Origin of the sequence: Stenotrophomonas sp. 610A2 (assembly GCF_030549615.1) — a bacterium.
GTDB lineage: Bacteria > Pseudomonadota > Gammaproteobacteria > Xanthomonadales > Xanthomonadaceae > Stenotrophomonas > Stenotrophomonas pigmentata.
In genome coordinates this window covers 1,044,212-1,066,276 of the sequence record NZ_CP130832.1, presented here as the reverse complement: position 1 = coordinate 1,066,276, position 22,065 = coordinate 1,044,212, and the positions used below count along the sequence as shown (strand labels likewise).

The 22,065-nt window shown below is 65.1% G+C and carries 20 protein-coding genes; 10 read left to right on the top strand and 10 right to left on the bottom strand.

Annotated elements, in window-relative coordinates:
• Positions 1 to 122 precede the first annotated feature (122 nt).
• Together hemP and Q5Z11_RS04640 are read right to left on the bottom strand one after the other, a co-directional pair.
• On the bottom strand, positions 123 to 317 hold the full coding sequence (gene hemP, locus Q5Z11_RS04645) for a hemin uptake protein HemP (RefSeq protein WP_303749971.1): 195 nt from the start codon (positions 315 to 317) through the stop codon (positions 123 to 125).
• A gap of 491 nt (positions 318 to 808) precedes the next feature.
• Positions 809 to 1,780: a potassium channel beta subunit family protein gene (locus tag Q5Z11_RS04640; protein WP_303748942.1), complete on the bottom strand. Its 972-nt coding sequence runs from the start codon at positions 1,778 to 1,780 to the stop codon at positions 809 to 811.
• Between the two features lie 204 nt (positions 1,781 to 1,984).
• Here Q5Z11_RS04640 and Q5Z11_RS04635 point away from each other — a divergent pair, with 204 nt between their 5' ends.
• The 3 genes from Q5Z11_RS04635 (at position 1,985) to dusB (ending at position 5,476) form a co-directional block, all read left to right on the top strand.
• Positions 1,985 to 3,283 (top strand): NupC/NupG family nucleoside CNT transporter, encoded by a 1,299-nt coding sequence (locus Q5Z11_RS04635; protein ID WP_282269936.1) that lies wholly within the window; start codon positions 1,985 to 1,987, stop codon positions 3,281 to 3,283.
• Positions 3,284 to 3,384: 101 nt separating this feature from the next.
• A complete protein-coding gene (locus tag Q5Z11_RS04630) occupies positions 3,385 to 4,335 on the top strand; it encodes a ribokinase (protein ID WP_303748941.1) in 951 nt (316 codons plus the stop codon).
• Between the two features lie 151 nt (positions 4,336 to 4,486).
• The gene (gene dusB / locus Q5Z11_RS04625) at positions 4,487 to 5,476 is read left to right on the top strand and encodes a tRNA dihydrouridine synthase DusB (RefSeq protein ID WP_303748940.1); all 990 of its coding nucleotides are present in this window, start codon (positions 4,487 to 4,489) and stop codon (positions 5,474 to 5,476) included.
• A gap of 243 nt (positions 5,477 to 5,719) precedes the next feature.
• Here the strand turns inward: dusB and Q5Z11_RS04620 are convergent, their stop codons facing one another.
• Positions 5,720 to 6,319: a nitroreductase family protein gene (locus Q5Z11_RS04620; protein ID WP_303748939.1), complete on the bottom strand. Its 600-nt coding sequence runs from the start codon at positions 6,317 to 6,319 to the stop codon at positions 5,720 to 5,722.
• Between the two features lie 355 nt (positions 6,320 to 6,674).
• Here Q5Z11_RS04620 and Q5Z11_RS04615 point away from each other — a divergent pair, with 355 nt between their 5' ends.
• The gene (locus tag Q5Z11_RS04615; RefSeq protein ID WP_303748938.1) at positions 6,675 to 7,496 is read left to right on the top strand and encodes a methyltransferase domain-containing protein; all 822 of its coding nucleotides are present in this window, start codon (positions 6,675 to 6,677) and stop codon (positions 7,494 to 7,496) included.
• Here Q5Z11_RS04615 and Q5Z11_RS04610 read toward each other — a convergent pair.
• From Q5Z11_RS04610 to Q5Z11_RS04580, 7 genes are all read right to left on the bottom strand, one after another.
• Positions 7,490 to 8,545 carry a metal-dependent hydrolase gene (locus Q5Z11_RS04610; RefSeq protein ID WP_303748937.1) on the bottom strand — a complete coding sequence of 352 codons (1,056 nt, stop codon included), beginning with the start codon at positions 8,543 to 8,545 and terminating at the stop codon, positions 7,490 to 7,492. The genes Q5Z11_RS04615 and Q5Z11_RS04610 overlap by 7 nt on opposite strands.
• Positions 8,546 to 8,573: 28 nt before the next feature.
• A complete protein-coding gene (locus Q5Z11_RS04605; RefSeq protein ID WP_303748936.1) occupies positions 8,574 to 9,686 on the bottom strand; it encodes an ABC transporter permease in 1,113 nt (370 codons plus the stop codon).
• A complete protein-coding gene (locus tag Q5Z11_RS04600) occupies positions 9,683 to 10,846 on the bottom strand; it encodes an ABC transporter permease (protein ID WP_303748935.1) in 1,164 nt (387 codons plus the stop codon). The genes Q5Z11_RS04605 and Q5Z11_RS04600 overlap by 4 nt, the downstream gene beginning before the upstream one ends.
• Positions 10,831 to 11,841, bottom strand: a complete 1,011-nt coding sequence (locus Q5Z11_RS04595; protein ID WP_303748934.1) for an HlyD family secretion protein — start codon at positions 11,839 to 11,841, stop codon at positions 10,831 to 10,833. The genes Q5Z11_RS04600 and Q5Z11_RS04595 overlap by 16 nt, the downstream gene beginning before the upstream one ends.
• Positions 11,838 to 13,166, bottom strand: a complete 1,329-nt coding sequence (locus tag Q5Z11_RS04590) for a TolC family protein (protein WP_303749970.1) — start codon at positions 13,164 to 13,166, stop codon at positions 11,838 to 11,840. Before Q5Z11_RS04590 ends, Q5Z11_RS04595 begins: the two co-directional genes overlap by 4 nt.
• Before the next feature lie 123 nt (positions 13,167 to 13,289).
• Positions 13,290 to 14,093: a UDP-2,3-diacylglucosamine diphosphatase gene (locus tag Q5Z11_RS04585; RefSeq protein WP_303748933.1), complete on the bottom strand. Its 804-nt coding sequence runs from the start codon at positions 14,091 to 14,093 to the stop codon at positions 13,290 to 13,292.
• Complete coding sequence (locus tag Q5Z11_RS04580; RefSeq protein ID WP_303748932.1) at positions 14,090 to 15,802, bottom strand: lysophospholipid acyltransferase family protein; 1,713 nt, start codon at positions 15,800 to 15,802, stop codon at positions 14,090 to 14,092. Before Q5Z11_RS04580 ends, Q5Z11_RS04585 begins: the two co-directional genes overlap by 4 nt.
• 194 nt (positions 15,803 to 15,996) lie before the next feature.
• Between Q5Z11_RS04580 and metK the strand changes: the two genes are divergently transcribed.
• From metK to Q5Z11_RS04550, 6 genes are all read left to right on the top strand, one after another.
• Complete coding sequence (gene metK / locus Q5Z11_RS04575; protein WP_303748931.1) at positions 15,997 to 17,232, top strand: methionine adenosyltransferase; 1,236 nt, start codon at positions 15,997 to 15,999, stop codon at positions 17,230 to 17,232.
• A 130-nt stretch (positions 17,233 to 17,362) separates the two neighbouring features.
• Positions 17,363 to 18,577: a hypothetical protein gene (locus Q5Z11_RS04570; protein ID WP_303748930.1), complete on the top strand. Its 1,215-nt coding sequence runs from the start codon at positions 17,363 to 17,365 to the stop codon at positions 18,575 to 18,577.
• Positions 18,578 to 19,147: 570 nt separating this feature from the next.
• Complete coding sequence (locus Q5Z11_RS04565) at positions 19,148 to 19,702, top strand: CDP-alcohol phosphatidyltransferase family protein (protein WP_303748929.1); 555 nt, start codon at positions 19,148 to 19,150, stop codon at positions 19,700 to 19,702.
• Positions 19,702 to 20,295: a lysophospholipid acyltransferase family protein gene (locus tag Q5Z11_RS04560; protein ID WP_303748928.1), complete on the top strand. Its 594-nt coding sequence runs from the start codon at positions 19,702 to 19,704 to the stop codon at positions 20,293 to 20,295. The genes Q5Z11_RS04565 and Q5Z11_RS04560 overlap by 1 nt, the downstream gene beginning before the upstream one ends.
• A 77-nt stretch (positions 20,296 to 20,372) precedes the next feature.
• Positions 20,373 to 21,275, top strand: a complete 903-nt coding sequence (locus Q5Z11_RS04555) for a phosphatidate cytidylyltransferase (RefSeq protein ID WP_303749969.1) — start codon at positions 20,373 to 20,375, stop codon at positions 21,273 to 21,275.
• A gap of 148 nt (positions 21,276 to 21,423) precedes the next feature.
• Positions 21,424 to 21,945 (top strand): acyl-CoA thioesterase, encoded by a 522-nt coding sequence (locus Q5Z11_RS04550; RefSeq protein ID WP_303748927.1) that lies wholly within the window; start codon positions 21,424 to 21,426, stop codon positions 21,943 to 21,945.
• Positions 21,946 to 22,065: the final 120 nt, after the last annotated feature.

The following is a 22,065-nucleotide window of genomic DNA, read 5'->3' as shown; positions in this document are numbered from 1 at the left end:
ACCCCTGGCAGGCAGCCCGGTTGCCGGAGCAACCAGACTGTAGCCAAGGGGGGAGAGAGCTGTGCGTTCCTGGAAGCCAAGCGCGGCAACGCTGGCTGCGGCGAACGCGGCCGTGCAGCGACTTACTTGGTGAGGATCAGCTTGTCGTTGCTGGTGTGCCGCAGGCGATAGAACTTATCGCCGTGCTGGATCACGATCTCGCGTTGGCCCTTGAGCAGGGCGCCGCTATCGACAACGCCATCGACCGGCAACATCTGGACCGGGCGCTGCGGCAGGTGGAGGGTGCGGGGGCGAAGCATAACGGGCTGGGCCGACATCATCGTGATTCCGTGCTGGGGACGGAGTTGATGATAATGATTCTCAATAACGATGCAAGAACTATTTACAACAAATCCGCAAACAGGCACCGAACCCTGCCAAACAGGCCCATCGTTCCACCCGTAGTGCCGAGCCATGCTCGGCAGGGGCCTTACCGCACCCATTCCCTTGTGGGAGCGGCGTAAGCCGCGAAGCTGGCACTGCCAAGATCACCAACCTGCCCGCAACCTGACAAATCTGTGGCTTCGCGGCTAACGCCGCTCCTACAAAAGCCTGGCCCCTGTAGTGCCGAGCCATGCTCGGCAGAGGGCTTACCGGCATCCATTCCGCCTGTAGGAGCGGCGTAAGCCGCGAAGCTGGCAACCCTGAAGTCGCCAACCGCCTGCAACCTGACTGATCCGTAGCTTCGCGACTTACGCCGCTCCCACAAAGATTGCTCGAATCCCTGGCAAGGCACTGCCGAGCATGGCTCGGCACTACCGCTTCGCGATCAGGCGAAGATCGCCTCGATCTGCTGCCAGGCGCCCTCTTCCACCCGCGCCAGCACGTCCAGCGCGCGCAGGTTCTCTTCCAGCTGCGATACCCGGCTCGCGCCCAGGATCACGCTGGACACCTGCGGGTTGCGCAGGCACCAGGCGATAGCCAGCTGCGCCGGCGATTCGCCCAGCTGCCCCGCCAAGGCGGTGAAACGGCGCACCTTGCCCAGACGGTCATCGGCCGGCTCGCCCAGCACCGAGGCCTGCAGCCAGCCCAGCGTGGACTGCCCCAGCCGCGAATCCTCGGCAATCCCATCGTTGTACTTGCCGGTCAGCAGGCCCGAGGCCAGCGGCGACCAGATGGTGGTGCCCAAACCGGCATCGGCATACAACGGCGCGTACTCCTGCTCCACGCGGGCGCGGTGCAACAGGTTGTACTGCGGCTGCTCCATGGTCGGCGCATATAGATGGTTGGCGCGGGCAAAGGCCACGGCCTCGGCAATCTGCGCCCCCGACCACTCCGAGGTGCCCCAGTACAGCACCTTGCCCTGGCGGATCAGGGTGTCCATTGCCAGCACCGTTTCGCTGATCGGCGTCTCCGCGTCCGGGCGGTGGCAGTAATACAGGTCCAGATAGTCCACCCGCAGGCGCTTGAGCGCGGCGTGGCAGGCATCGGTGACGTGCTTGCGCGAGAGCCCGCGCTGGGTCGGTGCCGGCTCGTCGACCGCGCCGAAGAACACCTTGGACGACACGCAGAAGCCATCGCGCGGCAGGCGCAGGTCGGCGATCACATCGCCCATCACCTCCTCGGCGCGGCCCTTGGCATAGACCTCGGCGTTGTCGAAGAAATTGACCCCGTTATCCCAGGCGCAGGCAATCAGGTTGCGCGATTCGTCGCGCCCGATCTGGCTGCCAAAGGTCACCCAGGCACCAAATGACAGGGCGGACAGCTGCAGGCCGGACGACCCGAGACGACGGTATTGCATGGCTGGCTCCAACTAGGGGACGGTGCGCGGAATCCGCGCAGACAGGCCGCAAGTGTAACCCCGGCTGCGCACCGGACCGCCCCGCGGACCTTGCCGATACCGGCGCAATCCCAGCAAATACCAGCTTATGCCGGAGATATTCTTGCCCGGCATCAGCCGCTGCTCTAGGCTTGCGTCTTTTGCGGGCACGCCCGGGGATTACTCATGTTCGAAGGTTTGGGCAGAATCGGCTTCGGCCTGTTCGGCCTGGCGGTGCTTTTGGGCATCACCTGGCTTTTCTCCAACAACAAGAAAGCCGTTGATTGGAAACTGGTTGCCACCGGCATCACCCTGCAGATCGCGTTCGCGGCGCTGGTGCTGCTGGTTCCGGGCGGCCGTGACGTGTTCGATTGGCTGGGCAAGGGCTTCGTCAAGATCCTGAGCTTCGTCAACGAAGGCTCGAACTTCATCTTCGGCAGCCTGATGGATGTGCCCAAGTACGGCTTCATCTTCGCCTTCCAGGTGCTGCCGACCATCATCTTCTTCTCGGCGCTGATGGGCGTGATGTACCACCTGGGCGTGATGCAGGCCATCGTGCGGGTCATGGCTGCTGCCATCACCAAGGTGATGCGTGTCTCCGGCGCGGAAACCACCAGCGTCTGCGCCAGCGTTTTCATCGGCCAGACCGAGGCGCCGCTGACCGTGCGCCCGTACATCTCCAAGATGACCCAGTCCGAGCTGATCACCATGATGATCGGCGGCATGGCCCACATCGCCGGCGGCGTGCTGGCGGCCTACGTCGGCATGCTCGGCGGCGGCGATCCGGCCTCGCAGGCCTTCTACGCCAAGCATCTGCTGGCCGCCTCGATCATGGCCGCGCCGGCCACGCTGGTGGTCGCCAAGCTGCTGGTGCCGGAAACCGGTACCCCGCTGACCCGCGGCACGGTCAAGATGGAAGTGGAAAAGACCTCCTCCAACATCATCGACGCCGCCGCTGCCGGCGCGGGTGATGGCCTGCGCCTTGCCCTGAACATCGGCGCCATGCTGCTGGCCTTCATCGCCCTGATCGCCCTGCTCAATGCACCGCTGACCTGGATCGGTGACGTCACCGGCCTGGCCGCCGCTATCGGCAAGCCGACCAACCTCGCCACCATCTTCGGTTACGTGCTGGCCCCGATCGCCTGGGTGATCGGCACGCCGTGGGCTGACGCCACCACTGTGGGTTCGCTGATTGGCCAGAAGGTCGTGATCAACGAATTTGTCGCCTACATGGACCTGTCGCAGATCATCCAGGGCAACGTGCCGGGCACCACCCTGAGTGAAGAAGGCCGCCTGATCGCGACCTATGCCCTGTGCGGCTTCGCCAACTTCAGCTCGATCGCCATCCAGATCGGCGGCATCGGCGGGCTGGCCCCGGACCGTCGCCAGGATCTTGCAAAGTTCGGCCTGCGTGCAGTTCTGGGCGGCACCATTGCCACCTTGATGACCGCCACCATTGCCGGCGTGCTGACCCACTTCAGTTGATTCAATCCAGCTGGCACGGCTCGGCCGCTGCAAAGCGGCCGAGTCAGATGGCCAAGCCATCGCAGCTGCTGTTTCATCGCCACCTTAGAGACGTAGATTCCATGAGTTCTGTAGTCGTTGCCGGTTCCTTCAATGTCGACCATGTCTGGCGCTGCGATACCCTGCCCGCGCCGGGAGCGACCATCGCTGGCCGTTACAGCACGGGCCCCGGCGGCAAGGGCTTCAACCAGGCCGTCGCCGCGCGTCGCGCCGGTGCCGAAACCAGTTTCGTCTGCGCGCTCGGTGCCGATGCTGGCGGTGACCTGGCCCGCCAGTTGGCCAGCGCCGACGGCATCGCGCTGGTGGCCGAAGCCACCGCTGAGCCCACTGGCACGGCTGGCATCTACGTCGACGGCCGCGGCCGCAACTCGATCGTGATCGGTGCCGGTGCCAATGCCTCGCTGAGCACCGACTTCATGGCCGCCAATGCCGCCCTGATCAGCAGCGCCAAGGTGCTGCTGGCCCAGCTCGAGTCGCCGGTGGAATCCATCGAAGCCGCGCTCAGCGTGGCCCGCGAAGCCGGCGTGCTGACCATGCTCAACGCCGCCCCGGCTAATGCCCCGTCCACCATCAGCCTGCTCAAGCTGGCCGATGTGCTGACCCCGAACGAAACCGAGTTCGCCGCCCTGCTCGGCCGCCATGTCGGTGAACGCATCGAGGCCGATGACGTGGCAACCCTCGACGGCGCCAGCCTGCATGCCCTGTGCCGCAAGCTGTCGGGCAACACCGTGGTGGTGACGCTGGGTGCGGTTGGCGTATTTGTCTCGCACGACGAAGACAAGCTGCGCAGCGACAGCCAGCCCTACTACCGCGTAGCCGCCGAGTCGGTGCAGGTGGTGGATACCACTGGTGCCGGCGATGCCTTCAACGGTGCCCTCGCCGCCTCGCTGGCCCAGGCCCCGGAAGCAGCGTTCATCAAGCACGTGCGCTTCGCCAACCAGTACGCCGCCCGCTCCACCGAGAGCGAAGGCGCCGCCCTGTCGATGCCGCGGATGACCCCGGCCGACGCCTGAGCCCATAGCTGTGCCCCCTCCCTTGCGCAGCAGGGGAGGGCTGGGGAGGGGTAGGCTCTCGGGCCTTTTGCGTATTGCCAGCTTCGCGGCTGACGCCACTCCCACATCTCGACACAGCGCGGGTTACGACCCGCCGCCTTACACTAGCCCCATGCAGATCGGCCCCTACACCATTGCACCCAACGTGGTGCTCGCGCCCATGGCCGGCGTTACCGATAAGCCATTCCGCCAGCTGTGCAAACGGCTTGGTGCGGGTCTGGCTGCCTCGGAAATGACCATCAGCGACCCCCGCTTCTGGACCACCCGCAAGTCCATCCATCGCATGGACCATGCTGGCGAGCCGGCACCGATCAGCGTGCAGATCGCCGGCACCGAGCCGCAGCAGCTGGCCGAGGCGGCGCGCTACAACGTCGACCACGGCGCGCAGATCATCGACATCAACATGGGCTGCCCGGCCAAGAAGGTCTGCAACGCCTGGGCCGGCTCGGCACTGATGCGTGACGAGGCGCTGGTGGCGCGGATTCTTGAGTCCGTGGTCAATGCCGTCGATGTGCCGGTGACACTGAAAATCCGCACAGGCTGGTGCGCCGAGGTACGCAACGCGCCAACCATCGCCCGTATCGCCGAAGACAGCGGCATCGCCGCGCTGGCCATCCATGGCCGCACACGCGACCAGCATTACACTGGCGTGGCCGAGTACGAGACCATCGCCGCCATCAAGGCGATGTTGAAGATCCCGGTGCTGGCCAATGGCGACGTGGATTCGCCGCGCAAGGCCGAGCAGGTGCTCAAGCTGACCGGCGCCGATGCGGTGATGGTGGGCCGCGCCGCGCAGGGCCGGCCGTGGATCTTCCGCGAAATCGCCCATTACCTGGCCACCGGCGAGGAACTGCCGCCGCCGTCGGTGGAAGAGGTGCGCGACATCCTGCTCGGCCATCTCAGCGACCTGCACACGTTCTATGGCGAGCCGCAGGGCGTGCGTATCGCCCGCAAGCACCTGGGCTGGTACGCGAAGGACCGTCCGGAGAATGGCGCCTTCCGCGCAGTGGTCAACGCTGCCGAGACTGCCGATGCGCAGATCCAACTGACCCGCGATTATTTCGATGCGCTGGTAGCCGGCGAAACGGCGTACGCACTGTAGAGCCGAGCCATGCTCGGCTGGGGGCGTTACCGGCGATCTGTCAGATTGTGGGAGCCCTGTAGTGCCGAGCCATGCTCGGCAGGGGCGTTACCGGTGATCTGGCGGATTTTGCATGAGGCCATTGCCGAGCATGGCTCGGCACTACAGAAAAAAACCCACCAGCATTTGCTGGTGGGCCGGTTCGACTGTCAGCGCCGCGCGGGGGAGAGAACCGCGTCGCTGGGAATCAGTCGAAATCCTTGATCAGGCAAATACCTTGAAGCGTGCTTCGTCTTCCATGAAGGTCTTTTCGCCGAACGGGGCTTCATTCGAACCGAACGGCATCTGCGCACGCAGCTGCCAGTTGCCATGGATGCCCCACTGCCTGCGCACGGCTTCGTCCACCAGCGGGTTGTAATGCTGCAGGCTGGCGCCGATACCGACCTCGGCCAGCGCAGTCCACACCGCAAACTGGGCCATGCCGTTGGACTGCTCGGCCCATACCGGGAAATTGTCGGCGTACAGGGCGAACTGCTCCTGCAAGCCCTTCACCACGTCGGTGTCGGTGAAATACAGCACCGTGCCCGCACCAGCTGCAAAGCTGTTGATCTTGCCTTCGGTGGCCGCAAACGCGTCTGCCGGTACGATCTTGCGCAGCTCTTCCTTGGTCAGGTCCCAGAACTTCTGGCTGTGGTCGCCGAACAGGATCAGCGCGCGGGTGGACTGCGAGTTGAACGAAGACGGCGCTTCGCGCACTGCCTGCTTGATCAACTCGATGGTGTCGTCCTGGCTGATCGGCAGCTGCTTGCCGAGGGCGTACTGGGAGCGGCGCTTCTTGTACAGGGAGATGGCTTGGCTGTTCATGATCGTTTCCTTCAGGGGGAAGCAGCCCGGCAACACCGCCGGTCTTTGCTTGATGGCGCCCATTGTATTTGCCACCAAATTCGGAACAATTACTTAATTTCCAATGATTCGTTTCAATTTCAGAACAAATGCCGGACCGGCTCCACAGGCCCCGTTCCAGCCAGGCCAAGCTCTCACCAAAGCCTCATTCCATATCGGTCATTTCTCAGAACCAACAGCTATAAGCAGCCCGCGCCCGCAAACCCGCGCCCTGCCGACATTGCTGCTGGCGCCGCAATGCTGGGTTCCCTTCGCGCATGCGCCGCGGTAACACCGGCTGGTGATACTGACGGGATCACTGCACGACGCTGTTTTCATGACTCTCAACGACTTCCCCTACCTACATGGTTTCTCGGCAAACGAGCAGGAGCGGCTGCGCAAGCAGGCCCGCCTGTTCGAGCCGGCGATCTTCCATGACATCGATTTCTGCAATTCCCGCCACATCCTCGAAGTAGGCAGCGGCGTCGGCGCGCAGAGCGAAATCCTGCTGCGCCGCTTCCCCGAGCTGCGCGTCACCGGCATCGACCTCAACGAACGCCAGCTGGCTGCCGCCAACGCGCATCTGGCGCAGATGCCGTGGCTGCAGGAGCGCGTCGAGTTCCAGCGCGCCAATGCCACCGATCTGCCGTTCGAGCCACGCAGCTTTGACGGCGCCTTCCTGTGCTGGGTGCTGGAACATGTGCCCTCGCCTGCGCGTGCGCTGGCCGAGGTACGGCGGGTGCTGAGCCCGGGCTCGCCGGTATTCGTCACCGAGGTGATGAATGCCTCGTTCCTGCTCGATCCCTACTCGCCCAATCTCTGGCGGTATTGGATGGCGTTCAACGATTTCCAGATCGACAGCGGCGGCGACCCGTTCGTCGGCGCCAAGCTTGGCAACCTGCTGCTGGCCGGCGGCTTCCGCGATGTGCAGACGCAGACCAAGACCGTGCACCTGGACAATCGCGAACCAGCGCGGCGCAAGGTGATGTTCGCGCTGTGGGAAGAACTGCTGCTATCAGCGGCCGAGCAGCTGCTGGAAGCCAGCAAGGTCGACCAGGCCACGGTCGATGGCATGCGCGCCGAGTTCACCCAGGTGCAGAACGACCCCAATGCGGTGTTCTTCTATTCCTTCGTGCAGGCCCGCGCCACGGTTTACTGAGTCGTGTCGGCGCCGGTTGCCACCGGCGCCCGCCAGATGCGTTGCCACATCTGCGCCAAACGTTGTTTCAGCACGCCACGGTTGCCAGCCTGCCGATACGCAGGCTGTACCTGCCGTGGCGGCATCGCCTGCCATTGGCCATCGCGCTCGTTGGCAACGGCGAAGTTGAAGTTGTACTCCGGCTCCAGGCCCATGCGCAGATCGCTGAGCACCAGTTCGCCATCAACCACCTGTGCACGCATGAAGCCGTGGTTGAACCAGTTCAGGCGTTGCACCGCGGGCACCGCAGCGGTTTGGCGCATCGCCTGCACATTCGACGGATAGCCATCGAACTGCATCGGCCCATGATCGGCCCATAGCGAACGGTCGCCGACCACATAGCCCTGCGGCGTCATCGCCACCACCCGCCACAGCAAGGTATTGAACGGCATCGGCACCGAGAAGCGCGGCGCATCGGCCAGGCCCATGCCCGCCAACGACTGCGCGGCAACACGGTCCACCTGTGCCTTGGCGATCAAGGACCAGCCCAGGTAACCGGTGCTCAGCACCAATCCGGCCACCAGCGCGCGTTGCGCCAAAGGCCGCGCGCGCGCGAACCAGGCAATGGCGCAGGCGATCAGCAACCAGATCGTATACAGCGGGTCGATGATGAAGACACTGGACCACATCGTCGGTGGCGGCGTCAGCGGCCACCACAACTGCGTGCCGTAAACGGTGAAGGCATCGAGCAGCGGATGCGTGACCAGCGCCAGCACCATCGCCCACCACCAGCGCGCTGGCGCAGCTGCAACCCGGCCGTGCCCAAAGCGCTTGTACAACCACCAGATCAGCGTACCCAGCAAGGGCAGCACGAACAGCGAATGACTGAAGCTGCGGTGCACCGTCATCAGGCTTACCGGGTTGTCGGTGAATGCCATGATCGCCAAGCCGTCCAGATCCGGCAGCGTGGCCAGGGCGGCACCGGCAAGCACGGCTGCGCGGCGATGCGCGGAGGGGGTGATGGCGGCAGCGATGGCGCCGCCGAGAACGATCTGACTGATGGAATCCATGCGCCGATGCTAGCAGCCCGCGCCGTGCTCAGCCTTGCCGCCTGCCAAGCAGCCGCCACAGCATCAGGCCGCTGTACAGCACGGCCAGCACCAGCAGGTTGAACAGCTCCCAGCCAATCTCCGGCAACTGCGCGCCCAGCTGTTGGGTGCGGACCACGGCATTGATGCCGGCGGTGGTCGGCAACAGCTTGGCCAGCGCTACCAGAACCGGCGGTGAGGCGATGGCCGGCCACGACAGGTTGGACAGGAAGAACAGCGGGATCGACACCGCAGTGACGTACTGGAAGGCGCGCTCGCGGGTATCGAAGAAACTGGCGATGAACATCCCGAACGGCACCGTCGCCAGCGCGAACAGCACCACCGACAACAGCAGGCCGGGGATGTTGCCCGCACGCGGATAGTCCTGCGCCCAGGCAGTGAAGCCGACGTAGTACAACAGTCCGCAAACCGCCACCAGACCGAAGGCCAATGCCATGCCGGACAAGGTTGGCAGATCGAACTGCAGGCGGCGGCCCAGCTGCGCGCGACGACTGCCCAACAGCACGCCGATGCCGAGCAGCAGGGTCTGGTGCACGATCAACTCCGACACCCCTGGCACCACGCTGCTGCCATAACCTTCGCGAGTGTTGTGCAGCGGCCGCTGCACCAGTTGCAGTGGCGGTGGCTGCGGTGCGCCCATGAACGCCGCTTGCCGCACTGCCTGCCGGCCACCAAAACCGGTGATGCCTTCGGCCAGCCCATTGAGGATGGCGCTGGCCCGACTCAGGTAAGCGCCATTGCCCAATAGCACCAGCTGGCCGCTGCCGCCGCGCAGGATGTCGCGCTCCAGCCGCGGCGGGATCAGCACGATGCCATCCACCTCGCCATGCAGCAGCTGCTGTTTGGCCTGGCCAAGATCCGCCGGTTGGCTCACCACCCGCACCGCGCGCAGTGCATCCACGTGGCGGATCAGGTCGCGACTGGTCGCACTATGGTCTTCATCCACCACCGCGATCGGCAACTCACTGGCCACCTGGTGGCGATACGCCGCCGGGTAGAAGAACGAGTACAACAGCACAGCACCTATCATCACCGCGCGCGCCGCCGGGTCGGCGAACATCGCCTGCAAGGTACGGCGGAAGCTGGCCACGAAACCGCTCATGCGCGCACCTGCTGGCGCGCCGCACGCAGCAGCAGGCCTGCGCCAAGCCCGCCGGCCAGCAGCGTCATCAACAACAGCACCGCCAACGGGCGTAGCGATACCTGCCACGGCGCGCCCATGAACAACTGCTGCATCTGCACCTGCACATAGGCAGTGAGCGGCAGCAGCGCGTTCCAGATGCGGGTGAACAAGGGCGCCTGGATTACCGGGAAGGTCGCACCGGAAAATGCCAGCGCGGTACCAATCGTCAAACCCACCGCCGACAAGCCGGTACACATGTCGCGGGTCAACGCGATGAACAGCAGTGCGAAGCTGCAGCTGGCCAGATAGAACAAGGGCTGCGCCAGCAGCATCAGCCCGACGCTGCCGGCCACGCCATCGCCGCGCACGTAAGCCACGTACATCACACCCAGCGCGCCATACAGCGAGAACAGCGCGACATACGGGAACAATTTCCCGGCCATCGCCGCCCACGGCCGTTGTCGCAGCCAGCTGGCCAGCAGCCCATCGCGCTGTTCGCGACCAAACGCGGCCCCGGCCGCAAGCGCGGCCAGCAGCGACAGCATGGCCGGGAAGATCAGCGGCAGCAGGAACAGCTCATAGCTGCGCGCAGGGTTGTACAGCACGGTCGCCTGCACCGTCACCGGTGCACCACGCAGCTTCGCTGGGCCGACCTGCAGCGCCATCTGCTCCTTCAGCATGCGCGCGTTATAGGCACTCACCGCATCGGCGATATCGCGCCCTGCCGATTGCCCGGTGGCCATGTAAGTGGCGTTGTAGAAAGCATATAGCGGTGCCGCTTCGCCGCGCAGCGCGCGCCGGCTCATATCGCGTGGCAACAGCACGATGGCGAATACCTCCAGCGCGCGCAGCTGCGCCTGCGCTTCCTGCAGGGTCGTCGGCGCGCTCGCTACCCGTACGCCGGCACTGTCATCCAATGCACGGGCCAGACCACGACTGGTCGGGCTGTGGTCCAGGTCAACGACGGCAATCGGCACCTCCCGCAGCACCGAGCCCGAGAACAGCCACATCATCGCGCCCATCAACAGCAGCGGCAGCACCGTCACCAGCGCCAGCTCCCAGCGGTCGCTGCGCCAGTGCTGCAGCTCACGCCGCAGCGACGCGGCGAAAGCCTTGCCTGCTGTCAGCCCTGCGGCCATGCAAACAGCACGCTCATGCCGGGCCGGAATCCTTCGATCGGCTGCGGCGGCCGTGCCCGCACTTCGAAGCTGCGCACGTCATAGCCGGACGACTGACGCGTGCTGCGCCAGGTGGCGTAGTCGCCGGCCGGGCTGATGAAGTAGACCTCGAACGTGGCGCTACGCCCTTGCAACGCAGGGATCGTGCCCTGCAGGCGGGCGCCTGGCTTGAGTCCGTTCATCTGGTCCTCGCGCAGGTTCAATGCCACCCACATGTGATCGATGTCGACTAGGGTGAAGACCGGATAGCCGGCCGGCACCAGCTCGCCGATATCGGCCATGCGCTTGCCAACCTCGGCGGCCAGCGGCGCCCGCCCCTGGGTTTCCTGGCGGGCTGCATCGACCTCGGCCTTGGCCCCCTCGGCCTGCCGAACCTGCGCCAACGCCGCGTCCTTGTCCTGCACGCGGGCACCAGCCAGGGCAAGGTCGTACTGCGCGCGCGCCGCGCGGGTCAGTTCATTGGAGCTACGCGCCTGCGCTTGCGCCTCGTCGCGCTTCTGCCGGCTTACCACGCCCTCGGCGTAAAGATTGTCGAGCCTGCGGAAGGTACTGGTCGCCAGTTCGGCACCGGCCTGTGCGCGCTTCCAGTTGGCCTCGGCGGCGCGAATGTCCTCGCTGCGTGCGCCCTCCTCGGCCTTGGATGCCATCGCCGCAGCCGCAGCCACCACCGCGTCAGCCTGGCGTTCCTTGGCGGCGACCTCCGGGCTGTCGAGATCGAACAACACCTGCCCGGCCTTGACCCGGTCGCCTTCACGCACGTGCAGTTGCTGCAATCGGGCGGTGACCTTGGCGGCGACGTTGACGTTGTCGGCGTCAGCCATGCCCTGCACCTGGTCCGGCGGGCTGCGCAGGCCCAGCCATAGGCCGACCGCCACCAGCACCAGCAGCACCACGCCGGCAATCAGGAACACGCGGCGTTGCCGCGGACTGGTCTCCACCTGCAGCGAATCGCTCATTCCAGCACCTTGTCCGCACGTTGGCGGTAGTCGTCAAAACGTTGCAGCTGTCCGCTCACTTCCAGCAGCTGCGCCAGCGCCACGTCGAATTGATAGGCGGCCTGTGCACGTTCCACCTGCGCACCGCCCAGGCCGAGCCGCGCATCGATCACATCCAGCGAGGTGGACTGGCCTTCACGGAACGACAGCTCCTGCAGGCGCAGGTTTTCCTGCGCCTGGACGATGCTGCTGTCCAGCAGCTGGAACTGCAGGCGGGCGGTCTCCAGCTCGTTCCAGGCCTTGCCGACGCCGAGCTGCAACTGGTTCTCCACTTCGCTCAGCCCCGACTGCGCCTGCTCCAGCTGCGCGCGCGCCGCGCTGACCTGCAACGGCCGCGCCGTTGGCGACAGGAAGGTGTAACGCAGGCCAATGCCGAACGCCCAGTCGGCATCGGTCAGCAACGCATCGCGGCGGCGCATGTCGTACTGGCCGAACAGATAGATCTGCGGCTTGAGCTTGGCCTGCTGTGCACGCACACCTTGTTCGGCCTGCGCGGCCAGCGCGCGCAAGCGACCAACCTGCGGATGCCGCTGCTGGGCACTGCGTTCGAATTCCTCACGCGCACCGACCGGGCCATTGATCACGAACAGCGGCGAGGTAGTCGCAACCGTGCCGCCGCTACGAAGCAAGGTGGCCAAGGCCTGCTGCAGCGTGGACAGGTCGTTCACTGCCTTCTGGTATTCACGCTCGGCCTTGTCGCGGGCGACATTGGCCTGCAAGCGCTGCGCCTTGGTGGCGAAGCCCTCACGCTCGAGCTTCTGCGCGTCCTCAAGATGCCGCTGCAGGCCGTCACGCACATCGCGGCGCACCTGCACTGCCTGCTCGGCCAACTGCTGGCCGAAGTAGGCCTGCACCAGTTGCAGCGACAACGACTGCCGCTGCAACTCACGATCGGCCTGGGCCAATTCGCTGGCGGCCTGGGCCGCCCCCTGCGCGGCCGGGATCAAGCCACCGCTGTACAGCGGCACGCTGGCAGTGACAATTGGACGGGTGCGCCAGTCACGCTCGCCGAACTCCAAGGGCGACTCGATGCCAAAGGCCTCGGCCACCGGCGCCAACGAACCCAATGGCAGGTTCAAGGTCTTCTGGAACTGCATGCGGCGCACGTCGGCGGTGATTTCCGGCAAGCGCAGGTAGCGGCTGGCATCCTGCAGATCCAGCTTGTTGCGTACCCCGGCATCGGCGGCAGCCAACGCATCGGATACCTGCTCCAGCCGCTGCCGCGCCTGCTCGTAGCTCAATGCAGGCACTGTCTCTGCCGCCACGGCCGCTGGCGCCAACAACATCCACAGCACGCACAACCCTGTCGCTACCGATGTTGGCTGCTTGCCTGCCACCCCGATACTCCCTGCTCGTCGGCTGGACCCAGCATAGCCGCCCAAGGGGTGAGGAAGAAGTCAGGCGGGCAATCAGGCCGCCTGTGCCAACCGCAGGCTTCCCGGCAGGCAGGCAATGCTGTGGCCTGAATGATCGAGCAGGCGCAGGCTGCCATCCGGGTCCTCGGCCAATGCAGTCAGGCTTTCCACCCAGTCGCCGTCATTGGCGTAGACCAGGCCATCACGCTCGACCAGCGCCGCGCGATGGATGTGGCCGCAGATGATGCCGTCCAGTCCACGCCGACGTACGTCGGCCAGCCCGGCCTGCACGAAGCGCTCGATATAGCGCTCGGCCGCACCGCTTTGGCGCTTGAGGAATTCCGACAGCGACCAGTAGCGCAGGCCAAGCCGGCGCCGCGCGGCGTTGAACAGGCGGTTACCGGTGAGGATGCGGTAGTACAGCCAGTCACCGAAGCGCTCCTGCAACCCACCGAAGTGGGTGGCGCCGTCGTAGTCATCGCCATGTACGACCAATAGGCGCCGGCCATCGGCGGTGGTGTGGATGGCCCGCCGTCGGACCTGCATGGCCGGCAGCATCAGGCCACAGGTGCGACGCAGCGGTGCATCGTGATTGCCGGGGATATAGATGATCTCGGTGCCGGCGCGACGCAACGCATGCAGCGCTTCGATCACCTCGTTGTGCGCTTGGTGCCAGGTCGCACGCTTATGGGAAAGCCACCACAGATCGACGATGTCACCGACCAGATACAGGCGTTCGCACCGCAGGCTGCCGAGGAAGCGTGCCAGCTCGGCCGCATGGCAATGGCGTGCACCCAGATGCGTGTCGGAGATGAACACCGCGCGCCGGTGCGGCGGCAGCACCGGCACCGCGCTCATGCCACTGCTCCGGCATCACGCAGATAGCGTTTGCGCTTGTGTGGGCGGATGGCCTGCAGGTCCACCTCGATCAGGCCATCGATGGAGTCGCTGAAATCCGGATCAACACCGAACGCGAGGAAGCGTGCGCCGCCTGGTTCGCACAGATCGGTGTACTGCCGGTACAAGGTAGGCACGCTGGTGCCCAGCGTCGCCAGGTTGGCCTTGAGCACGTCGAACGCGGCCTGCGTATCCAGTTCACCGAAACTTGGCGGCGCGGCGAAGTACTGGAAGGGCCGATTCGACTCGGCCAGGCTGCGGCCGGCACCGTAGTACTGCTGGTAGTACGCCACCAGCTGCTCGCGCGCCTCGCGTGGCAGCGCGGCGCTGATCGACACCGCGCCAAACAGGTAGCGCACGCCCGGCTGGCTGGCGAGGTAGGCGCCGATGCCCTGCCACAGGTAATCCAGGCTGCGGCTACCCCAGTAGTCCGGCACCACGAAGCTGCGGCCCAGCTCCATGCCTTCGGCGATGCGCGGGATGGCATCGTCCGAGTAGCGGAACAGGCTGGCGGTATACAGGCCCTGCAGGCCACTGCGTGCCAAGGCCGGTGCGCCGCGCATGACCCGGTAGGCGCCGGCGATGCGCTGGGCCGGGGCATCCCAGACCACGATGTGCTGGTAGAGCGGGTCGAAATCATCCAGATCGCGGCTGCGGCCGGTGCCCTCGCCCACTTCGCGGAAGGTCAGCTCACGCAGCCGACCCAGCTCGAGCAGCAAGGGTGAGTTGGCCGCGCATTGGGCCAGGCGGATCTGCTTGCCGTCACTGGTCTGGCCGAGCAGCTCCGTCGCCTCGATGGCGGCGGCGACAGTGGCAGCGGCAACCGGTTCGGCCAAGGGCTGCGGACCGGTCTCCCGCAACTCGGCGCCCTGCTGCTCCTTGCCCAGTGCGTTCAGCGCGTCCCGCACCGCCTGCAGCTGCCGTGCCGGGTCCTGTTGCGCATCCAGCCGCATCAGCTGGCCTATCTGCAGGCGCAGCGGGCGCTTGCGGCGGGCGAACATCTCCCGCGCCAGCAAGGCGGTGCCTGCGGGCTTGAACAGCGCCGAGGCGCCGTAGAACAGCGCTGAATTTCTTGCCTGCACCCGTACCGGCAACACTGGCGTGTCGCAGGCGCGGGCGAAGCGGACGAAACCGCGGTTCCAGCGGCCGTCACGGATGCCCTGCAGCGACAGCCGCGAGACCTCCCCGGCCGGGAATACGATCACGCACTGCTCGGCCTGCAACGCCTGCTCCACCGCCTGCAGGCTGGCCCGCTGGGCGCGGCCACCGAGGATGCGCACCGGCAGCAGCAGTTCGTGCAGCGGCTCCAGCTCCAGCAGCATGTCATTGGCGATGATGCGCACGTCGCTGCGGACCCTGCCCACTGCGTCCAGCAGTGCCAACGCGTCCAGCGCCCCGGACGGGTGGTTGGCGACGATCAGCAGCCGACCGCTGGCCGGAATCCGGGCCAATGCGGCCGCATCCACCGCATAACCCGCGTCCAGGAAGCCCAGCGCGGCGCTGACGAAGGCGAAGCCCTGCAGCCCGGCACTGCGCTGCAGGAAGGCATCCATCTGGTCGAAACGTGACCAGCGCCCCACTGTGCGCAGCAGCGGCCGGGCCAGATGGCGGCGCGGGCCGTGGAACCAATCGGGGTAGCGTTGCTGCAGGCGCTGCGCGATCTGTTGCATGGCAAGGTCTCCCTGTCGGCCCATTGGCCGGGAGCCTGCGCCCGCTACAAGGCAGGCCGGTTGCGGTTTTGCGGCAATCCGGTGACCGTGGCTTAACCGGATGGCAACAGACACTTCGGCACTATTCCGTCAAGGTGCCTACCGTGTATGATGCGCGCCCATCTTTCCATCCGAATCAAGGGATATATAGCCCGATGTCCAGCTACCTGTTCACCTCCGAATCGGTCTCCGAAGGCCATCCGGACAAGATTGCCGACCAGATCTCCGATGCGGTGCTGGACGCGATCCTTGCCCAGGACAAGCGCGCCCGCGTGGCCTGCGAGACCCTGGTCAAGACCGGTGCGGCGATTGTCGCCGGCGAAGTGACCACCTCGGCGTGGGTCGATATCGAAGAACTGACCCGCAACGTCATCAACGAGATCGGCTACAACAACTCCGATGTCGGCTTCGACGGCCACACCTGCGCCATCATCAACATGCTGGGCAAGCAGTCGCCTGACATTGCTGCCGGCGTTGACGGCACCAACAAGAAGGCCAAGAAGCCGGAAGAGCAAGGCGCTGGTGACCAGGGCCTGATGTTCGGCTATGCCTGCAACGAAGCCCCGGAATACATGCCGGCGCCGATCTACTACTCGCACCGTCTGGTCGAGCAGCAGGCCAAGATCCGCAAGAAGAAGAACTCGCCGTTGCCGTGGCTGCGCCCGGACGCCAAGAGCCAGGTGACCCTGCGTTACGGCCAGGACGGCAAGATCGAGGGTCTTGACGCCGTGGTGCTGTCGACCCAGCACGATCCGAGCGTGAAGCAGAAGGATCTGGTCGAGGCCGTGCGCGAGCACATCCTCAAGCCGGTGCTGCCGAAGGCATGGCTGGACAAGCTGCCGAAGAACAAGGTGCACATCAACCCGACCGGTATCTTCGTGATCGGCGGCCCGGTGGGCGATTGCGGCCTGACCGGTCGCAAGATCATCGTCGACACCTACGGCGGCATGGCCCGTCACGGTGGTGGCGCGTTCTCCGGCAAGGACCCGTCCAAGGTTGACCGTTCGGCCGCTTACGCTGCCCGTTACGTCGCCAAGAACGTGGTCGCTGCTGGCCTGGCCGACAAGTGCGAAGTGCAGGTCTCCTACGCCATCGGCGTGGCCGAGCCGACCTCGATCTCGGTCACCACCTTCGGCACCGGCAAGATTCCGGACGCACAGATCGAGAAGCTGATCCGCGCCCACTTCGACCTGCGTCCGTACGGCATCATCAAGATGCTGGACCTGATCCACCCGATGTACCAGCAGACCGCTGCCTACGGCCACTTCGGCCGCAAGCCGAAGGAATTCTCGTACGTCGACGGCGACGGCAAGACCCAGAACGCGACTGCGTTCTCCTGGGAAAACACCGACCGTGCCGAAGCCCTGCGCAAGGCTGCCAAGCTGAAGTAAGTCCAGCGGCAGGTAAAAGCTCTACCCGGACGGGCCGCGCAAGCGGCCCGTCTGCTTTTCGCACAACAGCGCTTGCCAAGTACCGACGCGTCCGCCCACGATAAGCGCCGCATACACAGGGAGGGTTGGCATGTTTTCAGCACTTTTAGGCAATCTGTTCAAGGACAAACCCGACCAGGACCGGTTTGCCCGCAAGTTCATGGATGCAGTGCGCAGCAATGGCTACCCGCATGAACTGGAATACGAAGCGGACACCTTCCGCATCCGCCATGCCAACGGCTCCTACTTCAACCTGCACAACGCCTACCACGCCTACATGGGCGCCCCGCGCGGACAACAGCGCAAGGCATTGCAGTCCTTCAGCAGCTTGCTTGGCATCCATGACAACGATGCCGCGATGAGCTGGGAGCAGACCCGGCCCATGCTGCGCCCCTTGATCCGCAGCATCACCCAGCTTGAGGAAATCAGCCTGCACCATGCCGAGCAGGATGGCTGGGACGCACCGCCGATGCAGTTGCAGTACCGGCGCCTTAGCGAGGAGTGCGTGGAGCTGCTGGCGGTAGACCATCCCGACCACACCGCCACTCTCACCCGCGGCCCGGAAGCGGCCTGGGGCGTCGACTTCGACCAGGCCCTGGCCATCGCCCGCGCCAATCTGCGACAGAGCCCCGACGAACCGTTCGTCGAGGTAATGCCCGGCGTCTACCAGGCCGCTTGGGGCGATGCCTATGACAGCAGCCGTGCGCTGCTGCCCGACCTGCTGCATCGGGTGCCGGTCGCTGGGCTTCCGGTATTCATGCTGGCTACGCGTGACGTCTTGCTGGTCACCGGTGAAGGCGATGTGCAGGGACAGGCCCACATGCTGGAGCTGGCCGCCAATGCGTTTGCCGATGGCCGCGTGATTTCCTGGGAGGTGCTGCGTTACGACGACGGCCAGCTGCATGCCCACGTACTGGCGGATGCCGGCCTGCGCGAGCGGCAGCGGCAACTGAGGATTGAACTCAACGCCGACGCCTATGCGCTGCAGAAGCAGCTGCTGGAGCGCGTGCACCAGAAGCATGAAGAAGACGTATTTGTCGCCAGTTTCATGGTCCACAACGAAGACCGGGTTTCGCTGTGCGCCTGGACTGATGGGGTGGCGAGCTCACTTCCACGCACCGACCGATTGGTTCTGGTGATGCCTGTGGATGGCGGAGAAGCCGAGACCCTGATGGTTGATTGGGAGCAGGCGCAACCGATCCTCGGCCACCTGCTGCGTGAAGACACCCGGCACATCCACCCACCGCGTTACCTCACGCTTGGTTTCCCCGATGCAGAGACGCGCGCGCGACTGCAGGCGATCTAAGCTGGTTTCCGGCGCTGACAGCGTTTGAGCAAAGAAGGCTGCCTGCGAGGGCAGCTTTTTTTGGCTTTGGCTTTGGCTTTGGCTGCTGCCTTTGCTTTTGCTTTTGCTTTAGCCCTTCTCCCGCCTGCGGGAGAAGGGTTGGGATGAAGGCAGCTTTGGCTTTGGCTTTGGCTCCGATTTTCCTTTTGGCTCTCTATCCAGCAAAGACAAGAAGCTAAAACCCCAAAAGCCCCCTCATCCGCCCTCCGGGCACCTTCTCCCGCAGGCGGGAGAAGGGACAGCAAACAGCAACTGCCAAAGCGACCGCAAAAGCCAAAGCCACAGCCAAAGCCAAAGCCAAAGCCAAAGCCACAGCCAGAGCCAGAGCCAAAGCCAAAAGCCAAAAGCCAAAACAGAAGCCGAGCCCAGGGCTGCTCTCAAAGCCCTCCGACAGCCCCCACCCCAGCAACCCCGCCCCCTCCTCCCTGTTCCCCATAACGACCAATGCACTACCATCGGCCCATGGGAAAGGAAGACCGTAGACCAATTGCCGCCCGTTCCGCCGGCTGGGCTCGTGCCCTCAGCGCCGCGTTGGCACGCTCCTCAATCACACCGAACCAGATTTCGGTACTCAGCATCTTCTTCGCCGCAGGTGGCGCCGCTGCGCTGCTGTACTGGCCAGGCATACCCGGGCTGATCGCCTGCGCCGTCGGTATCCAGCTGCGCCTGATCTGCAACCTGCTCGACGGCATGGTGGCGATGGAAGGCGGCAAGCAGACACCCACCGGTGCGCTCTACAACGAATACCCGGACCGCATCGCCGACTCGCTGCTGATCGTCGCGCTCGGCTATGCCGCCGGCATGCCCTGGTTGGGCTGGCTTGGTGCCTTGCTTGCCGCGCTTACCGCCTATGTGCGCCTGTCAGGCGCCAGCCTCGGCCTGGCCCAGGACTTCCGTGGCCCGATGGCCAAACAACACCGCATGTTCGTGCTCACCGCAGCCTGCGTGCTGGCCGTCATCGAGCAGCTGAGCACGCACACGCATTACGCACTCCCAGCCGCCGCCATCATCATTGCCGCCGGCTCGCTGCTGACCTGCGTCACCCGCACCCGCGCCATCGCCGCGCAACTCAAGGCAGGTAGCTGATGCTCTCGAGCCTGCTGGTCGCCGCCGTAAAGATCTTCATTGGTGCCTACCCGCGCTGGGTTGGCAGCCGCCCCAACGACACTCAACGCATTTACTTCGCCAACCACGCCAGCCACCTGGATACGGTGGCGTTGTGGTCGGCGCTGCCACCCGCGCTGCGCGAACACACCCGCCCGGTCGCCGCACGCGACTACTGGAGCAAGGGCGTGCGCAAGATCATCGCCGACAAGGGCTTCAACGCGGTGCTGATCGAACGTGACCGCAGCAAGTGCGAAGGCGATCCACTGCAGCCCTTGCATGACGCGCTGGATGCGGGTGATTCGCTGATCCTGTTCCCGGAAGGCACCCGCAACCACGAGCCCTTGCCGCAGCCGTTCAAGGCTGGCCTGTTCCATCTGGCGCAGCAGTACCCGCACGTGGAACTGGTTCCGGTCTATCTGGACAACGCGCGCCGCGCGCTGCCCAAGGGCAGCATGGTGCCGGTGCCGCTGGTGTGCACGGCGCGCTTCGGCGCGCCGCTCAGCCGCATTCCCGGTGAAGACAAGGCGCAGTTCCTGGAACGCGCGCGCAACGCGGTGGTGGAGCTGGCATGAACAATGTATTCCTGCAATTGCCGCTGGGCAGCTTCCTGCAGCAGGCCATCGACCGCGCACCGCCGAGCTTCTGGTGGATGATCGGCGGCGTGTTTGCCGTGCTTATCCTCGCCAGCGCGATCGGCTTCATCCTTGGCCGGATCAAACCCGGCTCGGTGGTCGACAACCTCAACGCGCGCATCCGTGCGTGGTGGGTGATGGCCGGCGTGCTGCTGTTCTGCTTCGTGCTGGGCAAGATCGCCACGCTGGTGTTCTTTGGCCTGCTGTCGTTCTTCGCACTGCGTGAATTCATCTCGTTGACACCGACGCGCCGTGGCGATCACCTTGCGCTATGCCTGTGCTTCTACATCGCCATCCCGCTGCAGTACTGGCTCATCGGCATCGACTGGTACGGCCTGTTCGTCATGTGCATCCCGGTATACGGTTTCCTCGCGCTGCCGGCGGTATCGGCATTGTCGGGTGACACCGAGAACTTCCTGGAACGCAACACCAAGATCCAGTGGGGCGTGATGCTCACTGTGTTCTGCCTCAGCCACGCGCCGGCACTGATGCTGCTTCGCATCCCCGGCTACGAAGGCCAGAACCTGATGTTGCTGTTCTACCTGCTGCTGGTGGTACAGCTCAGCGACGTGCTGCAGTACGTTTTCGGCAAGCTGTTCGGCAAGCACCTGCTTGCGCCCCTGGTGAGCCCGTCGAAGACAGTTGAAGGCCTGGTCGGTGGCGGGCTGGCGGCGACCGGTGTGGGCGCGGCGCTGTGGTGGATCACCCCGTTCTCGCCCCTGCAGTCGGCGGCACTGTCGCTGCTGATCGTGATCTGCGGATTCCTAGGCGGGCTGGCCCTGTCGGCGGTGAAGCGCAGCCTCGGCGCCAAGGACTGGGGCGAGATGATCGAAGGCCACGGCGGCATCCTGGACCGGCTGGATTCGGTGGTGTTCTCGGCGCCGGTGTTCTTCCATGTGGTGCGCTACAACTTCCAGTAACGCCACCGTAGTGCCGAGCCATGCTCGGCAGAGGCTCTACCGGGAACGCCCCTTGCCGAGCATGGCTCGGCACTACAGGTGAGGCTCCTGCCGAGCATGGCCCGGCACTACGGTGTAGCCTGCTCTTCCCGCAATTGCAGTAACCGCCATGAGCGAACACAAAGCCCACCAGCTGTCGATGACCGTCCTGATGTCACCGGAGATGGCCAACTTCTCCGGCAAGGTCCACGGCGGCGCCATCCTGCGCCTGCTCGACCAGGTCGCCTATGCCTGTGCCAGCCGCTATGCAGGCAACTACGTGGTGACACTGTCCGTGGACCAGGTGACCTTCCGCCAGCCGATTGCGGTCGGCGAGCTGGTCACCTTCCTGGCTTCGGTCAACTACACCGGCAACTCCTCGATGGAAGTCGGCATCAAGGTGGTCGCCGAGGACATCCGCAAGGGCGCGGTGCGTCATGCCAACAGCTGCTTCTTCACCATGGTGGCGGTTGACGAGGATGGCCGGCCGACCCCGGTGCCGACGCTGCAGCCGGAGAACAGCGACGAGAAGCGCCGCTTCGCCGCCGCGCAGATCCGCCGCCAGCTGCGCCAGGAGATGGAGCAGCGGCATCTGGAGCTGCTGCAGAGCAATCCGTCCGGTGAAGCCGATTTGTCGGTGCCCAGATTGTAGGAGCGGCGTAAGCCGCGAAGCTGGCCGAGCCCGGTAGTGCCGAGCCATGCTCGGCAGGGGCTTCACTAGTAGAGCCCCTGCCGAGCATGGCTCGGCACTACAGGTTTGGGATTCCTGGTA

Coding starts and splice junctions, on each gene's coding strand:
- Q5Z11_RS04585 (WP_303748933.1), bottom strand. CDS start 14,093: ATGAGCGCGGTGCCGGTGCTGCCGCCGCACCGGCGCGCGGTGTTCATC.
- hemP (WP_303749971.1), bottom strand. CDS start 317: ATGTCGGCCCAGCCCGTTATGCTTCGCCCCCGCACCCTCCACCTGCCG.
- dusB (WP_303748940.1), top strand. CDS start 4,487: ATGCAGATCGGCCCCTACACCATTGCACCCAACGTGGTGCTCGCGCCC.
- Q5Z11_RS04640 (WP_303748942.1), bottom strand. CDS start 1,780: ATGCAATACCGTCGTCTCGGGTCGTCCGGCCTGCAGCTGTCCGCCCTG.
- Q5Z11_RS04570 (WP_303748930.1), top strand. CDS start 17,363: ATGTTTTCAGCACTTTTAGGCAATCTGTTCAAGGACAAACCCGACCAG.
- Q5Z11_RS04610 (WP_303748937.1), bottom strand. CDS start 8,545: ATGGATTCCATCAGTCAGATCGTTCTCGGCGGCGCCATCGCTGCCGCC.
- metK (WP_303748931.1), top strand. CDS start 15,997: ATGTCCAGCTACCTGTTCACCTCCGAATCGGTCTCCGAAGGCCATCCG.
- Q5Z11_RS04590 (WP_303749970.1), bottom strand. CDS start 13,166: ATGTTGTTGGCGCCAGCGGCCGTGGCGGCAGAGACAGTGCCTGCATTG.
- Q5Z11_RS04620 (WP_303748939.1), bottom strand. CDS start 6,319: ATGAACAGCCAAGCCATCTCCCTGTACAAGAAGCGCCGCTCCCAGTAC.
- Q5Z11_RS04560 (WP_303748928.1), top strand. CDS start 19,702: ATGCTCTCGAGCCTGCTGGTCGCCGCCGTAAAGATCTTCATTGGTGCC.
- Q5Z11_RS04580 (WP_303748932.1), bottom strand. CDS start 15,802: ATGCAACAGATCGCGCAGCGCCTGCAGCAACGCTACCCCGATTGGTTC.
- Q5Z11_RS04595 (WP_303748934.1), bottom strand. CDS start 11,841: ATGAGCGATTCGCTGCAGGTGGAGACCAGTCCGCGGCAACGCCGCGTG.
- Q5Z11_RS04630 (WP_303748941.1), top strand. CDS start 3,385: ATGAGTTCTGTAGTCGTTGCCGGTTCCTTCAATGTCGACCATGTCTGG.
- Q5Z11_RS04635 (WP_282269936.1), top strand. CDS start 1,985: ATGTTCGAAGGTTTGGGCAGAATCGGCTTCGGCCTGTTCGGCCTGGCG.
- Q5Z11_RS04615 (WP_303748938.1), top strand. CDS start 6,675: ATGACTCTCAACGACTTCCCCTACCTACATGGTTTCTCGGCAAACGAG.
- Q5Z11_RS04550 (WP_303748927.1), top strand. CDS start 21,424: ATGAGCGAACACAAAGCCCACCAGCTGTCGATGACCGTCCTGATGTCA.
- Q5Z11_RS04555 (WP_303749969.1), top strand. CDS start 20,373: ATGATCGGCGGCGTGTTTGCCGTGCTTATCCTCGCCAGCGCGATCGGC.
- Q5Z11_RS04600 (WP_303748935.1), bottom strand. CDS start 10,846: ATGGCCGCAGGGCTGACAGCAGGCAAGGCTTTCGCCGCGTCGCTGCGG.
- Q5Z11_RS04605 (WP_303748936.1), bottom strand. CDS start 9,686: ATGAGCGGTTTCGTGGCCAGCTTCCGCCGTACCTTGCAGGCGATGTTC.